This is a genomic window from Bacillus sp. ISL-7, from assembly GCF_018613065.1.
Genome location: NZ_JAGGQW010000033.1, coordinates 52,957 through 67,288, shown reverse-complemented (window position 1 = coordinate 67,288; position 14,332 = coordinate 52,957). Strand labels below are relative to the sequence as shown.

12 protein-coding genes, 1 rRNA gene and 1 other annotated feature are annotated in these 14,332 nt (G+C 40.7%); all 13 genes read left to right on the top strand.

Annotation, left to right across the window (positions count from 1 at the left end; all coding sequences use genetic code 11):
* Positions 1 to 82 precede the first annotated feature (82 nt).
* The 13 genes from rrf to cysS all read left to right on the top strand — a co-directional run bounded on the left by rrf (position 83) and on the right by cysS (position 14,332).
* Positions 83 to 199, top strand: a 5S ribosomal RNA gene (gene rrf / locus J7E66_RS11685).
* Between the two features lie 189 nt (positions 200 to 388).
* On the top strand, positions 389 to 850 hold the full coding sequence (locus J7E66_RS11680) for a CtsR family transcriptional regulator (RefSeq protein WP_088084955.1): 462 nt from the start codon (positions 389 to 391) through the stop codon (positions 848 to 850).
* Positions 851 to 877: 27 nt separating this feature from the next.
* Positions 878 to 1,426: a protein-arginine kinase activator protein McsA gene (gene mcsA / locus J7E66_RS11675; RefSeq protein WP_215000181.1), complete on the top strand. Its 549-nt coding sequence runs from the start codon at positions 878 to 880 to the stop codon at positions 1,424 to 1,426.
* A gap of 1 nt (position 1,427) precedes the next feature.
* Positions 1,428 to 2,498, top strand: a complete 1,071-nt coding sequence (mcsB, locus tag J7E66_RS11670; protein ID WP_168241487.1) for a protein-arginine kinase McsB — start codon at positions 1,428 to 1,430, stop codon at positions 2,496 to 2,498.
* 17 nt (positions 2,499 to 2,515) lie between these two features.
* The gene (clpC, locus tag J7E66_RS11665; protein ID WP_215000179.1) at positions 2,516 to 4,957 is read left to right on the top strand and encodes an ATP-dependent protease ATP-binding subunit ClpC; all 2,442 of its coding nucleotides are present in this window, start codon (positions 2,516 to 2,518) and stop codon (positions 4,955 to 4,957) included.
* Positions 4,958 to 5,069: 112 nt separating this feature from the next.
* Positions 5,070 to 6,452: a DNA repair protein RadA gene (radA, locus tag J7E66_RS11660; protein WP_168241489.1), complete on the top strand. Its 1,383-nt coding sequence runs from the start codon at positions 5,070 to 5,072 to the stop codon at positions 6,450 to 6,452.
* Between the two features lie 3 nt (positions 6,453 to 6,455).
* Entirely contained in the window at positions 6,456 to 7,529 is a 1,074-nt protein-coding gene (gene disA / locus J7E66_RS11655) for a DNA integrity scanning diadenylate cyclase DisA (RefSeq protein WP_215000177.1), read from the top strand.
* Positions 7,530 to 7,735: 206 nt separating this feature from the next.
* Complete coding sequence (locus J7E66_RS11650) at positions 7,736 to 8,824, top strand: PIN/TRAM domain-containing protein (protein ID WP_215000175.1); 1,089 nt, start codon at positions 7,736 to 7,738, stop codon at positions 8,822 to 8,824.
* Positions 8,825 to 8,889: 65 nt separating this feature from the next.
* The gene (gene ispD, locus J7E66_RS11645; protein ID WP_215000173.1) at positions 8,890 to 9,591 is read left to right on the top strand and encodes a 2-C-methyl-D-erythritol 4-phosphate cytidylyltransferase; all 702 of its coding nucleotides are present in this window, start codon (positions 8,890 to 8,892) and stop codon (positions 9,589 to 9,591) included.
* 115 nt (positions 9,592 to 9,706) lie between these two features.
* Positions 9,707 to 10,189, top strand: a complete 483-nt coding sequence (gene ispF, locus J7E66_RS11640; RefSeq protein ID WP_088084963.1) for a 2-C-methyl-D-erythritol 2,4-cyclodiphosphate synthase — start codon at positions 9,707 to 9,709, stop codon at positions 10,187 to 10,189.
* A 114-nt stretch (positions 10,190 to 10,303) separates the two neighbouring features.
* Complete coding sequence (gene gltX / locus J7E66_RS11635) at positions 10,304 to 11,761, top strand: glutamate--tRNA ligase (RefSeq protein ID WP_215000171.1); 1,458 nt, start codon at positions 10,304 to 10,306, stop codon at positions 11,759 to 11,761.
* Between the two features lie 46 nt (positions 11,762 to 11,807).
* Positions 11,808 to 12,057 (top strand) — a binding site (T-box leader).
* Between the two features lie 228 nt (positions 12,058 to 12,285).
* Positions 12,286 to 12,954 (top strand): serine O-acetyltransferase, encoded by a 669-nt coding sequence (gene cysE / locus J7E66_RS11630; protein WP_215000169.1) that lies wholly within the window; start codon positions 12,286 to 12,288, stop codon positions 12,952 to 12,954.
* Entirely contained in the window at positions 12,935 to 14,332 is a 1,398-nt protein-coding gene (cysS, locus tag J7E66_RS11625; RefSeq protein ID WP_215000167.1) for a cysteine--tRNA ligase, read from the top strand. Before cysE ends, cysS begins: the two co-directional genes overlap by 20 nt.

Below are 14,332 nucleotides of genomic sequence, written 5' to 3'. Positions count from 1 at the left end.
AACCAATTTTTAAGGCACACTCAGTTTTACAAACTTCTTCTGCATTATCTAGTTTTGAGGGAATGATTCCTCAAAAAACAAGTCTGGCAGCAATGGCGAGAAGGTCACACCCGTTCCCATACCGAACACGGAAGTTAAGCTTCTCAGCGCCGATGGTAGTTGGGACACGCGTCCCTGTGAGAGTAGGACGTTGCCAGGCAATTCTAAGACAACCAGAAATGGTTGTCTTTTTTGTGTTCTTAATTTCATCCCTACATATTTTAACTAATGTACGTTTCACAATGACGAGATTTGGAGAAAATCATTAGTAGTGAATCGTTGCATCTACATAAAAAATTCAGTATAATTTAGTCAAATATAGTCAAAGTCAGAGAATGGGGGTGGGAAGATGAGAAACATCTCTGATATTATTGAAAAATATCTTAAACAAGTATTGGAATTAAGTGAAAAGGATCTTGTTGAAATTAAACGAAGTGAAATCGCTGATAAATTTCAATGTGTACCATCTCAAATAAATTATGTAATCAATACCCGTTTTACAATTGAAAGAGGATATATTGTGGAGAGTAAACGGGGCGGTGGCGGGTATATAAGGATTATGAAGGTTCAATCCCATGACTTGGCCCATTTAATTGATCAATTGCTCTCACTAATACAAGGCAGGGTTAGTCAAACGAGTGCAGAAGATGTCATTTTAAGGCTCGTACAAGAAGAAATTATTTCACAGCGGGAAGCGAAAATTATGTTAAGTGTGATCGATCGTTCCGTTCTTTATATTGATCTTCCATACCGAGATGAATTAAGAGCAAGAATGCTAAAAGCGATGTTAACATCTTTAAAATATAAATAAATTTTTTTCTGAGTAAGAGGTGAAAGTATGATTTGCCAAGAATGTAATCAAAGACCTGCAGCGCTTCATTTTACAAAAATCATTAATGGTGAAAAGACTGAAGTGCATCTTTGTGAAAAGTGTGCTCAGGAAAAGGGAGAAATGTTCATTTTTAATGGGGAATCTGGTTTTGCTTTTAATAATTTATTAGCAGGATTATTAAATATTGATCCGAACTTTCAAAAGCCTAGCCAAAGTCCCTTCCACCAGGAGGAGATTCTTCAATGCGCTTCTTGTTCAATGACCTTTCCACAGTTTTTAAAGGTAGGCCGCTTTGGATGTTCCCATTGTTACGAAGCGTTTAAAGAACAACTTATACCAGTTTTAAGACGACTTCATAGCGGGAACTGGACACATAATGGGAAAATACCGAAGAGAATTGGTGGAGGCATCCATCTTCGTAAACAAATTGAAGAATTGAAAAGTAATCTAAAGGAATCCATCCAAAATGAAGAATTTGAAAAGGCGGCAGAGATTCGTGATGAAATACGAAAGTTGGAGAAAAATTTAGCAGCCAGCCACGAGGGAGGGGAATAACATGTCGCTTGAGCGATTTCTAAATCAAGCTGTCAGCTCCTGGATGAGTGCGGAAGGACCGGATTCAGATATTGTCCTTAGCTCCCGTATTCGTTTGGCTCGTAACTTTGATGCATATAAATTTCCAACCCTTTTTTCACATGAAGAAGCAAAATTGATTATTGAAAATATGGAAGAAATTTTAAAACAGTCTCCTATTCAAAAGTTTGGCCAAATGGAATTGTTGAAAATTGAAGAATTACAACCGCTCCAAAAAAGAGTATTAGTTGAAAAACATTTAATAAGCCCTCATCTAGCTGAAGATTCACCATATGGGGCAGTTATATTAACCGAAAATGAAGAAGTTAGTATTATGATCAATGAAGAGGATCATATCCGGATTCAATGCTTGTATCCAGGTTTGCAATTATCTGAAGCGTTGGATGCTGCGAATGAAATCGATGATTGGCTTGAAAGTAATATTCAATACGCATTTGATGAAAAACACGGCTATTTAACCAGTTGTCCTACAAACGTTGGAACAGGTCTCCGTGCTTCGGTCATGATGCACTTGCCAGGGTTAATGTTAACACAGCAAATTAATAAAATTATTCCTGCAATTCACCAATTAGGTCTTGTTGTTAGAGGAATTTATGGTGAAGGTAGCGAAGCATTAGGTAATATATTTCAAATTTCTAATCAGATCACACTTGGTAAATCAGAAGAGGACATTGGCCGTGACCTAAGAGGGGTTGTAAGTCAGCTCATTTCACAAGAAAGGTCGGCCCGTGAAGCATTACGAAAAACTTCGAACATACAATTAGAAGACAGAGTGTTCAGATCATTAGGTGTGTTATCTAATAGCCGAATTATTGAATCGAAAGAAGCAGCTAGATGTTTATCTGATGTTCGGCTTGGAATAGATATGGGTTATATTGATAAAATGCCTAAGACAATCTTAAATGAATTAATGATACTGACCCAGCCAGGATTCTTACAGCAATATGCTGGGGGTTCATTAAGACCACATGAAAGAGACATCAGACGGGCAGCATTAATTAGGGAACGAATAAAAATGGAGCAAGAAAAATAGGTGGGGAGGAAGAGAATATGATGTTCGGCCGTTTTACTGAAAGAGCGCAGAAAGTTCTAGCTTTAGCACAAGAGGAAGCGATTCGTCTTGGTCATAACAATATTGGAACAGAGCACATTTTATTGGGGTTAACTCGGGAAGGGGAAGGGATTGCTGCGAAAGCCCTTTATGGACTTGGTTTAGGTTCTGAAAAAATCCAAAAAGAAGTAGAAAATTTAATTGGCAAAGGACAGGATGCTTCTCAAACCATTCACTATACTCCAAGAGCTAAAAAGGTCATTGAATTATCGATGGATGAAGCACGAAAATTAGGACATTCCTATGTAGGGACCGAGCATATTCTCCTTGGCTTAATCCGAGAAGGAGAAGGGGTTGCTGCCCGAGTACTTAATAATTTGGGAGTTAGTTTAAATAAGGCAAGACAGCAAGTGCTTCAACTATTAGGAAGTAATGAGTCTGGCGGGCATCAAGGCGGGGCATCAGCAAGTGCTAACACGCCGACGCTAGACAGCCTTGCACGGGATCTAACGTCAATTGCCCGTGAAGGTAGCCTGGATCCTGTTATTGGACGCGGTAAGGAAATTCAACGTGTGATTGAAGTATTAAGCCGACGGACTAAAAATAACCCGGTATTAATTGGAGAGCCTGGTGTAGGTAAAACAGCCATAGCAGAAGGACTCGCCCAACAAATTGTCAATAATGAAGTCCCTGAAATACTGCGTGATAAACGAGTAATGACGCTTGATATGGGGACAGTAGTAGCAGGGACAAAATACCGTGGTGAATTTGAAGATCGTTTGAAAAAAGTCATGGATGAAATTCGCCAAGCAGGAAATATTATTCTTTTCATCGATGAGTTGCATACATTGATTGGTGCGGGTGGTGCAGAAGGGGCTATTGATGCTTCCAATATTTTAAAGCCATCGCTTGCTCGTGGAGAACTCCAATGTATTGGAGCAACCACACTTGATGAATATCGAAAATATATCGAAAAAGATGCCGCTTTAGAACGACGTTTCCAGCCAATTCGTGTTGATGAACCAACAGCGGAAGAATCAATCCAGATTTTAGAAGGTTTACGTGACCGCTATGAAGCCCATCATCGTGTCTCCATTACAGATGAAGCGATTAAGGCAGCTGTTAAACTGTCAGACCGCTATATCTCTGATCGCTTCCTGCCAGATAAAGCGATTGATCTAATCGATGAAGCAGGTTCCAAGGTACGGCTTCGTTCCTTTACAACTCCACCTAATTTAAAAGAATTAGAAGTGAAGCTTGAGGAAGTACGAAAGGAAAAAGATTCTGCAGTCCAGAGTCAAGAATTTGAAAAAGCGGCTTCTTTACGGGATACGGAGCAGCGTTTGCGTGAACAACTAGAGGAAACAAAGAAGAGCTGGAAGGAAAAGCAAGGGAAAGAAAACAATGAAGTAACAGTTGAAGATATTGCAAGTGTTGTTTCAAGTTGGACCGGTGTACCTGTTTCCAAGCTAGCTCAAACTGAGATGACGAAGCTGCTTAATTTAGAGGAAGTTCTCCATTCTCGCGTGATTGGCCAGGAGGAAGCTGTTAAGGCAGTATCTAAGGCTGTCCGTCGTGCTAGAGCAGGATTAAAAGATCCAAAACGGCCAATTGGCTCCTTCGTTTTCTTAGGACCAACTGGTGTAGGGAAAACAGAATTAGCCCGTGCCCTTGCTGAAGCCATGTTTGGTGACGAGGATGCGATGATCCGGATTGACATGTCCGAGTATATGGAAAAGCATTCTACCTCTCGTCTAGTTGGTTCTCCGCCAGGATATGTCGGCTATGAGGAAGGCGGACAATTAACAGAGAAGGTTCGCAGAAAGCCATATTCCGTTGTTTTACTTGATGAAATTGAAAAGGCACATCCAGACGTATTTAATATCCTTTTGCAGGTTCTAGAGGATGGCCGTTTGACTGATTCAAAAGGAAGAACAGTAGATTTCCGTAATACCGTATTGATTATGACATCCAATGTGGGTGCTGAAGCCTTAAAACGGAACAAGTATGTCGGCTTTAATATTCAGGATGGCGATCAGGATTATAAAGACATGAAGGGGAAAGTAATGGGCGAATTAAAGAAAGCCTTCCGCCCTGAATTCCTGAACCGTATTGATGAAATTATTGTTTTCCATGCGTTGGAGAGAAAGCATCTTGAAGAGATTGTAACTTTACTTTCAGAGCAGTTAATTAAACGCTTAAAAGAGCAAAATATTTCTTTAGAATTAACTTTAGCAGCGAAGGAAAAAATTTCTCAGGAAGGTTATGACCCTGAGTATGGGGCAAGACCATTGCGTCGTGCAATTCAAAAGCATATTGAAGACAGACTTTCAGAAGAATTATTAAAAGGAACATTGTTAACAGGTCAGCATGCGGTGATCGATGTTGATAATGGAGAATTTATTGTTCGGATGGAAGAGAAAACAAGTTTGGTAAAATAGAAATGTAATCAATTAGTGTTGCTATACCATGAGAGGTACACGTGAATAAAGCTAAACCGTGTGCCTCTTTTTTTAATTATTTGTAATGTTTCAACGAGAGGATCGAAGTAGAATGGCAAAACGAAAGACAAAGTTTATGTGTCAGGAGTGCGGTTATGAATCTCCAAAGTGGATGGGGAAATGCCCTGGCTGCGGTGAATGGAATAAGATGGTTGAGGAAGTTGAAGTAACTGGTGCAACAAGAAGAGGGGCATTCGCCCATTCCCAAGGCGGATCAGGACTATTAACCAAACCAATGCCGATCAATTCTATTGAAATGGAGAATGAACCAAGGATTCAAACAGACTTAAATGAATTAAACCGGGTACTTGGCGGGGGTGTGGTCAAGGGATCCTTAGTGCTGATTGGCGGAGACCCTGGAATCGGTAAATCAACGCTTCTGTTACAGGTATCATCGCAATTAGCGAATAAAGGAAATAAGGTTTTATACATATCTGGTGAAGAATCATTACGGCAAACAAAGCTTCGTGCGGAGCGATTAGGAATATCCTCTGAAAATCTCCTCGTTTACTCTGAAACGAATCTTGAGGAAATTAACCGGACCATCGATAGTACAAATCCAAGCTTTGTCATCATTGATTCTATCCAAACTGTATTTCATCCAGATGTAACAAGCGCACCTGGGAGTGTCTCACAGGTGCGTGAGTGCACCTCGGAATTAATGAGAATAGGGAAAACCAAAGGGATTGCGATCTTTATTGTTGGACACGTAACGAAAGAAGGATCGATAGCCGGACCTAGACTGTTAGAGCATATGGTGGATACCGTCCTCTATTTTGAAGGAGAAAGACATCATACCTATCGGATTTTACGGGCAGTTAAAAACCGTTTTGGTTCAACCAATGAAATGGGAATCTTTGAAATGAAAGAATTCGGTCTTGAAGAAGTGGCAAATCCCTCCGAGATATTTTTAGAAGAGCGTTCACGGGGTGCTGCTGGCTCAACGGTGGTCGCATCGATGGAAGGGACAAGACCGGTCCTCGTTGAAATTCAAGCGTTAATTTCCCCCACTAGCTTTGGTAACCCAAGAAGAATGGCAACTGGAATTGATCATAACCGTGTGCCACTTTTGATGGCAGTTTTAGAAAAGCGGGTTGGGATGCTCCTTCAGAATCAGGATGCATACCTAAAAGTAGCTGGTGGCGTAAAATTGGATGAACCAGCAATTGATTTAGCCGTGGCTGTCAGTATTGCTTCCAGCTTTAGAGATAAACCCACGAGACCAACCGATTGTATTATCGGAGAAGTCGGGTTAACCGGTGAAGTAAGAAGGGTTTCAAGGATTGAGCAGCGTGTCCAGGAAGCGGCCAAGCTAGGATTTGAGCGAGTCATTCTCCCTGCTAATAATCTTGGCGGCTGGAAGGGCCCAAACGGAGTTGAACTCATTGGTGTGAAGTCAGTGAGCGAAGCATTAAAAGCAGCGTTAGGAGGGTAGCAGATGGAGAGTAAAAAGCTTGGTGAGCATACCGTAAGTGAAGTTTTACAGTTCCTTGCACCTGGTACACCCATTCGCGAGGGAATCGACAATGTGCTCCGTGCGAACACAGGCGGTCTTATTGTAATTGGTTTTAACGAAAAGGTAAAAAGTATCGTTGACGGCGGCTTTGAAATCAACTGCCCATTTTCGCCCAGCTTTTTATATGAATTAGCAAAAATGGACGGGGCCATCATCCTCAATGAATTAGGAAATAAAATTCTCTTTGCCAATGCCCAGTTAGCCCCTGACTCCGATATACCTTCTTCTGAAACAGGGATGCGGCACCGCACAGCAGAAAGGGTAGCGAAACAAACAAAAGCTCTAGTGATTGCCATTTCCCAAAGGAGAAATGTCATTACCCTATATCAAGGGAATTTTCGCTATGCATTAAAAGATATTGCGGTAATTTTAACTAAAGCCAATCAAGCCATTCAGACGCTTGAGAAGTATAAAACCGTTTTGGAACAAAGTATCAGCAATTTGAGTATCCTAGAGTTCGAGGAGTCCGTAACCTATAACGATTTTTTACTTGTTCTCCATCGTTTTGAAATGGTCTTAAAGATTAAGAATGAACTTCTAACCTATTTACATGAGTTAGGAACAGAAGGCCGTCTCATTCGTTTACAATTGAATGAAATATTAACAGATCTCGAAGACGAGACCATGCTCATTATTAAAGATTATGCCTTCGACAGAGACATCAAGGCCAGAGAAGTGATTGGACGGATGCAGTCCATGGCCACGAGCGGTACCATTGAGGATATGGTCTTATTAAAATTGATGGGATACCTTGGCTATGTGCACCTTGATGAGAATAAAAGTCCGCGCGGCTACAGAATTCTTAATAAAATTCCAAGACTTCCATCCATCATTATTGAAAATCTCATCAGCAGTTTTGGTGAGCTTTCAAAAATAATAACCGCAACAGTGGAAGAACTTGATGATGTGGAAGGAATCGGGGAAGTTCGTGCCAAAAAGATTAAGGAAGGCTTTAAATTGATAAAAGAGCGGTTATACACCGACCGCCATCTATAAATGCAATTATATTTAGGTTCCTAAAAGTTAAAAAAATCCAATTGTTTGACACAAAAATTTTCCAATGCTACCCTATGGGGAGAATCTTCAACCTATTAATTTTCACTAACAAACTAAATTTAATACGTTTTGTAATCGAAAAATAATCTGTAAATTAAGGTTTCATTTCCATGAATATGTTTATAATGAATAGAGGAGGTGAAGGAATGTTAAAACGTATTGTGCAGGCTTGCTTCCTCATTATAGGTGGTACGCTTGGTATTTTGTTATTACCGGAATTGTTCAATTTACTTCATATCAATGACATTCCCTTAATTAACAACTCGTATATCACTGCTATTATAGGTGCTATTATTTTTTATCTTATTACCTTTTGGGCAGTAGATTATGTTTTTAACTTTATTAAATGGGCTGAAGATTCTTTAGTGAAAGTTCCTGTAACAGATGTACTTTTTGGAAGCGTAGGTCTAATCTTTGGATTGTTGGTTGCGTTTTTAATCGGCTTTGCCCTGAATGCTGTGCAAGTCCCAATATTAAATGCTGTGGCTCCGATATTACTGACCATTTTGTTTGGTTATCTCGGCTTTCAGGTGGGCTTCAAGAAAAGAGATGAACTTTTAGGTCTTTTTGGAAACCGCGGTAACAAGAAAAAAACCAGTGATGAAGAGAATGATAAGGAAGTTAATCATCCTTTGAAAATATTAGATACGAGCGTTATCATTGATGGGCGCGTTGCTGATATTTGTCAGACCGGATTTTTAGAAGGAACGATTGTAATTCCACAGTTCGTCCTTGAGGAATTACAGCATATTGCCGATTCTTCCGATGTGTTGAAACGAAATCGCGGCCGCAGAGGCTTGGATATATTAAACCGAATTCAAAAGGAACTCGCCATAAAGGTAGAAATTTATGAAGGTGACTTTGAGGAAATTAGTGAAGTGGACTCAAAGCTCGTTAAATTAGCTAAAATAACCAATGGCATCTTGGTCACGAATGATTTTAATCTGAATAAAGTCTGTGAATTGCAAAATGTATCTGTGTTAAACATCAATGATTTAGCAAATGCCGTCAAACCTGTTGTCCTTCCTGGTGAGGAATTAACCGTTCAAGTCATTAAGGATGGAAAAGAATATCATCAAGGCGTTGCTTATTTAGATGACGGAACGATGATTGTGGTTGAGGAAGGTAGAGAATATATCGGGAAAAGAATCGAGGTTCTCGTAACGAGTGTTCTCCAGACATCGGCAGGACGAATGATATTTGCCAAGCCCAAATTATTAGAAAAGGCACTGTAGCTTAAAAAGCGGAAGCGCCTAGGCGCTGGAGCTAGATTTGATATTAGATAGAGTGGGGTAATGATATGACCTACCAAGTCATTCTCCCGGCAGCGGGCCAGGGAAAAAGAATGGGAGCAGGGAAAAATAAGCTTTTATTGGAACTTAACGGTATTCCTGTTCTAATCCATACATTAAGGGTGTTTGAACAGGATGAAGCTTGTAGCGGGATTATTTTAGCCATTCACCCACAGGATAAACCAGAATTTCAAGTGTTACTCGATCGGTATCATGTGACGAAGGTTATCAACTTAGTACCGGGTGGAAATGAACGTCAGGATAGCATTTATAATGCTCTTAAATCAGTCGAAACCGACGGGATTATTCTTGTGCATGATGCGGCGCGTCCTTTTATCTTAAAAGAACATATCCACCGTTTAACTGAAATGGCTGAAGAAACAGGTGCAGCCATTTTGGGAGTGCCGGCAAAAGACACCATGAAAAAGATAAATGATGGTGTGGTCGTTGAAACTGTCGAACGTTCAAGCTTGTGGGCTGTTCAAACCCCACAAGCTTTTCGCATTTTGCTGCTTAAGGAAGCGTATGAAAAGGCCGAAAAGGATCACTTTCTGGGAACCGATGATGCTAGTTTGGTTGAGCGGCTTCACTATCCTGTTGCGGTAGTAGAAGGCGATTACGATAATATAAAACTAACGACACCAGAAGACTTGTTCTTTGCTGAAGCGATAATAGAAAAGCGGAAGCGCCTTGATCAGGGAAAAAAGTAGTTCATTTTTTCCTAGGCGCTCCTCGAAAAAGCTATCGCTTTTCCTTCGTGCGATGCTTTGCTTCCGAAGCTTATTCTTGTGTAGCTAGACAATAGGAAAAAAGGGGTTTTTAATGATGTTTCGAATTGGTCAGGGCTTTGATGTTCATCAATTAACAGAAGGGCGTCCGCTAATCATTGGTGGGATTACAATCCCTTATGAAAGGGGTTTGCTAGGTCATTCGGATGCTGATGTGTTATTACATACGGTCTCCGATGCCTGCCTTGGTGCGATTGGGGAAGGCGATATTGGCAAACACTTTCCGGATACCGATCCAAATTTTAAAGATGCTGACTCCGCGAAGCTGATGGAGCATGTATGGCAATTGGTGAAAAATAAAGGGTACGAGCTTGTGAATGCCGATTGTACAATTATTGCTCAACAGCCCAAGATGGCACCCTATATTGAGCAAATGCGCGGTAGGATTGCGGAATTGCTAGAGGCAGCACCTGAACAAGTCAATGTAAAGGCGACAACAACAGAGAAGCTAGGCTTCACTGGCAGAGGGGAAGGCATTGCCTCCCAGGTAGTTGTATTGTTAAAAAAGGTTAACAATTAACCTTTTACAGTGAACGGCACAATGATACAATAAATCAGATAAAAACATATGGTAAAGCTGTCTAGCTCCAGCGCCTAGGGGCTTTTACTTTTCGAGAATGGAGGCATTATAGTTATGTCAAACGAAGTTCGTGTAAGATATGCTCCAAGTCCAACGGGACATTTACATATTGGAAACGCCCGTACTGCATTATTTAATTATTTATTTGCACGCCATCATGGTGGGAAATTTATTATCCGAATTGAAGATACCGATAAAAAGCGGAATATTGAAGGCGGAGAAGAAAGCCAGTTAAAATATTTAAAATGGCTTGGGATGGATTGGAACGAGGGTGTCGACGTTGGCGGCGAATACGGTCCATATCGCCAATCTGAGCGTAATGATATTTATGAAACCTACTACAACCAATTATTAGCAAATGGCCATGCCTATAAATGTTATTGTACAGAAGCTGAAATCGAAGCAGAGCGGGAGGCCCAGAGCGAAAGAGGAGAAACACCTCATTATTCCGGTAAATGCCGCCATTTAACCGATGAACAGCGCCGTCAATTTGAAAGCGAAGGCCGTCAGCCAAGCATCCGCATCCTCGTACCTGAAGGGAAAACCTATACGTTTGATGATATGGTCAAAGGCAGCGTTTCGTTTGAATCGGAAGGGATGGGTGATTGGGTCATCATTAAAAAGGATGGCACCCCAACCTATAACTTTGCTGTAACGATTGATGATTATTTAATGAAAATCTCTCATGTGCTCCGTGGCGATGATCATATTTCTAACACGCCAAAGCAATTGATGGTCTATGAAGCATTAGGCTGGGAGCCGCCAGTTTTTGGACACATGACTTTGATTGTCAATGAAAGCCGCAAAAAGTTAAGTAAGCGTGATGAGTCCATCATTCAGTTTATTGAACAATATGAAGAATTAGGTTATATCCCAGAAGCACTCTTTAACTTTATTACACTACTCGGCTGGTCGCCGGCAGGTGAAGAAGAAATTTACTCTAAGAACGAGTTTATTGAAATATTTGACGCGAATCGCCTATCCAAATCTCCAGCATTATTTGATAAGCAAAAGCTGTTGTGGATGAATAATCAATATATGAAAAAAATTGAGGTGAACCGTGTAGTTGATCTGGCTATGCCTCACTTAATTAAGGCAGGCCGAATAAGTGAAAGCATGACAGATGAACAGTATCAATGGCTCCAAGGACTTGTAGCTCTTTTACAGGAAAAAATGAGCTTTGGTGCTGAAATCGTGGAATTATCAGATATGTTCTTTCAAGAGGATGCCATCTATGAAGAAGATGCAAAGGAAATATTAACCGGTGAAACTGTTCCAGAAGTGTTAAGGGCATTTTCACATGAACTTGACCAACTGGAAAGCTTCCGGGCTGATGGTATAAAGGCAGCCATGAAGGCAGTTCAAAAGTCGACCGGTCAAAAGGGGAAAAATCTATTTATGCCAATTCGAGCGGCGGTAACAGGCCAAACACATGGACCAGACCTGCCAATGGCAATTGAACTCTTAGGTAAAGATAAGGTTCAAACGAGAATTAATAAAATTATTAGTTAACATTGGAGAAGAAATGTAATATAGTAGAGTAAACAATTATATAGTTACTAAAGTGTAGAAGAGGATAAGTAAAAAAAGGATGCTTTAAAGAGAAAACCATCACCGGCTGAAAGTGGTTTAAGCCTCTCGTTTTTTGAAATGCACCTCTGAGCCCTGTTTCGAAAAGAGTCAACTTCTAGTAGAAATGGGCGGAACCTATCCGTTAACAGGTAGAGTGAGACCCATATTAAGCTTTCCGTTACCAAAACGAGCTTTTCGGTCTAATCAGAGTGGAACCGCGCATAAGCGTCTCTGTCGTTAAGACAGAGGCGCTTTTTTGTTTCTAAGAAGATATATAACTTTGAACTTAGATAACAGTCTAGCGCAAGCGGCCCAGCGGCTAGTGTACTTCGCCCTTTTCCCTACGATAAGTCAACATCGGATCGCTTACCGCTCTCCGTGTTTCCTTTATCTCAGTCAAAGTGCTCCAGTCCATACGCCGCTAAACGGGCGGCTTACGCTTTATAAAAAGGGGGAGAATGGTAATGTTCAAGAAGTTGAGGGAGGACGTTGAGGTTGTTTTTGAACAAGATCCTGCGGCAAGAAGTCATTTAGAAGTCATCTTAACGTATTCAGGCTTGCATGCCATTTGGTCACATCGACTCGCGCATGCACTCTTTAATCGGAAATTCTATTTTCTAGCCAGGGTTATTTCACAAGTAAGCCGCTTTTTTACCGGAATTGAAATTCATCCTGGGGCAAAAATAGGCAGAAGATTTTTTATTGACCATGGTATGGGCGTTGTTATAGGGGAAACGTGCGAAATTGGGGATAATGTAACTATATATCAAGGGGTAACACTTGGTGGAACGGGTAAAGAGAAAGGAAAGCGGCATCCGACGATTAAGGATAATGTCCTGATTGCCACAGGTGCAAAGGTGCTTGGTTCGATAACCATTGGAGAAAATTCCAAAATTGGCGGCGGCTCAGTAGTATTAATAGAAGTCCCCCCTAACTCAACGGTAGTTGGGATTCCAGGGAGAGTGGTGATCCAGGATGGTAGAAGAATTACAAGAGACTTGAATCACTGTGACTTACCAGACCCTGTAGCCGACCGCTTAAGAGAAATGCAAAATGATCTGGATAAATTAATGCACGAACTCGAAGAATTAAAAGGAGAAAGGATAAAAGTCAATGGCCATTCAACTTTATAATACACTAACTCGTAAAAAGGAAACCTTCGTACCGCTCGAAGAAGGGAAAGTCAAAATGTATGTTTGCGGTCCGACGGTCTATAATTATATTCATATCGGTAATGCACGTCCGGCAATCGTCTTTGATACAGTTCGGCGCTATTTGGAATATCGCGGCTATGATGTTCATTATGTTTCCAATTTTACCGATGTCGATGACAAATTGATTCGTGCTGCCAATCAATTAGGAGAAAGTGTTCCGGCGATTGCGGACCGATTTATCAATGCTTATTTTGAAGATGTGATGGCATTAGGCTGCCAAAAGGCAGATGTTCATCCACGGGTAATGGAAAACATGGACATTATCATTGATTTTATTAGTCAATTAGTCGAAAAAGGCTACGCTTATGAATCTGCAGGGGATGTTTATTTCCGGACAAGAAAATTCGATGAATATGGTAAGCTATCGCATCAATCTATTGATGACCTGCAGGTAGGTGCAAGAATTGAAGTCGGCGATAGGAAACAAGACGACTTAGACTTTGCCTTATGGAAAGCGGCCAAGGAAGGCGAAATCTTCTGGGAGAGTCCTTGGGGACTTGGCCGGCCGGGCTGGCATATTGAGTGCTCGGCAATGGCGAAAAAGTATCTTGGCGAAACCATTGACATTCATGCCGGTGGACAGGATTTGACCTTCCCACATCATGAAAATGAAATTGCCCAATCAGAAGCACTGTCAGGAAAATTATTTTCTCGTTACTGGATGCACAATGGCTATATCAATATTGATAATGAAAAAATGTCTAAATCATTAGGAAACTTTGTCCTTGTTCATGACATTATTAAAAAACATAACCCGCAAGTGTTACGGTTTTTTATGTTATCCGTTCATTACCGCAATCCGATTAATTACAGCGAGGAATTACTGGAGAGTACGAAAGCAGCATTTGAACGCATCACCACCTCTTATCAAAACTTAAAGCATCGGAAAGAAGCGAGTACTGACTTAACAGATTCGAATCAGGTATGGCTTGAAAGTATTGCAAAAAGGCAAGAAGAATTTATTGAGGCAATGGATGATGATTTCAATACAGCTAAAGCGATTTCCGTTTTATTCGACCTTTCAAAACTGGCTAATTATTATCTTTTAGAGAAAAATACAGCTGTGGAAGTCATTGATGCCTTTACAAAACAATTTGAAAAGTTATTCCATGTCTTAGGGCTGACATTTGAAAAAGAAGAAATGCTCGATGAAGAAATCGATGCGCTGATTGAAAAGCGAATCCAAGCTCGAAAAGACCGTAATTTCCAATTGTCTGATCAAATAAGAGATCAGCTAAAGGAAATGAATATTATTTTAGAAGATACACCGCAGGGTACAAGGTGGAAAAGAGGCTAA

Coding starts and splice junctions, on each gene's coding strand:
- cysS (WP_215000167.1), top strand. CDS start 12,935: ATGGCCATTCAACTTTATAATACACTAACTCGTAAAAAGGAAACCTTC.
- J7E66_RS11650 (WP_215000175.1), top strand. CDS start 7,736: ATGTTAAAACGTATTGTGCAGGCTTGCTTCCTCATTATAGGTGGTACG.
- ispF (WP_088084963.1), top strand. CDS start 9,707: ATGTTTCGAATTGGTCAGGGCTTTGATGTTCATCAATTAACAGAAGGG.
- mcsA (WP_215000181.1), top strand. CDS start 878: ATGATTTGCCAAGAATGTAATCAAAGACCTGCAGCGCTTCATTTTACA.
- cysE (WP_215000169.1), top strand. CDS start 12,286: ATGTTCAAGAAGTTGAGGGAGGACGTTGAGGTTGTTTTTGAACAAGAT.
- radA (WP_168241489.1), top strand. CDS start 5,070: ATGGCAAAACGAAAGACAAAGTTTATGTGTCAGGAGTGCGGTTATGAA.
- disA (WP_215000177.1), top strand. CDS start 6,456: ATGGAGAGTAAAAAGCTTGGTGAGCATACCGTAAGTGAAGTTTTACAG.
- mcsB (WP_168241487.1), top strand. CDS start 1,428: ATGTCGCTTGAGCGATTTCTAAATCAAGCTGTCAGCTCCTGGATGAGT.
- clpC (WP_215000179.1), top strand. CDS start 2,516: ATGATGTTCGGCCGTTTTACTGAAAGAGCGCAGAAAGTTCTAGCTTTA.
- gltX (WP_215000171.1), top strand. CDS start 10,304: ATGTCAAACGAAGTTCGTGTAAGATATGCTCCAAGTCCAACGGGACAT.
- ispD (WP_215000173.1), top strand. CDS start 8,890: ATGACCTACCAAGTCATTCTCCCGGCAGCGGGCCAGGGAAAAAGAATG.
- J7E66_RS11680 (WP_088084955.1), top strand. CDS start 389: ATGAGAAACATCTCTGATATTATTGAAAAATATCTTAAACAAGTATTG.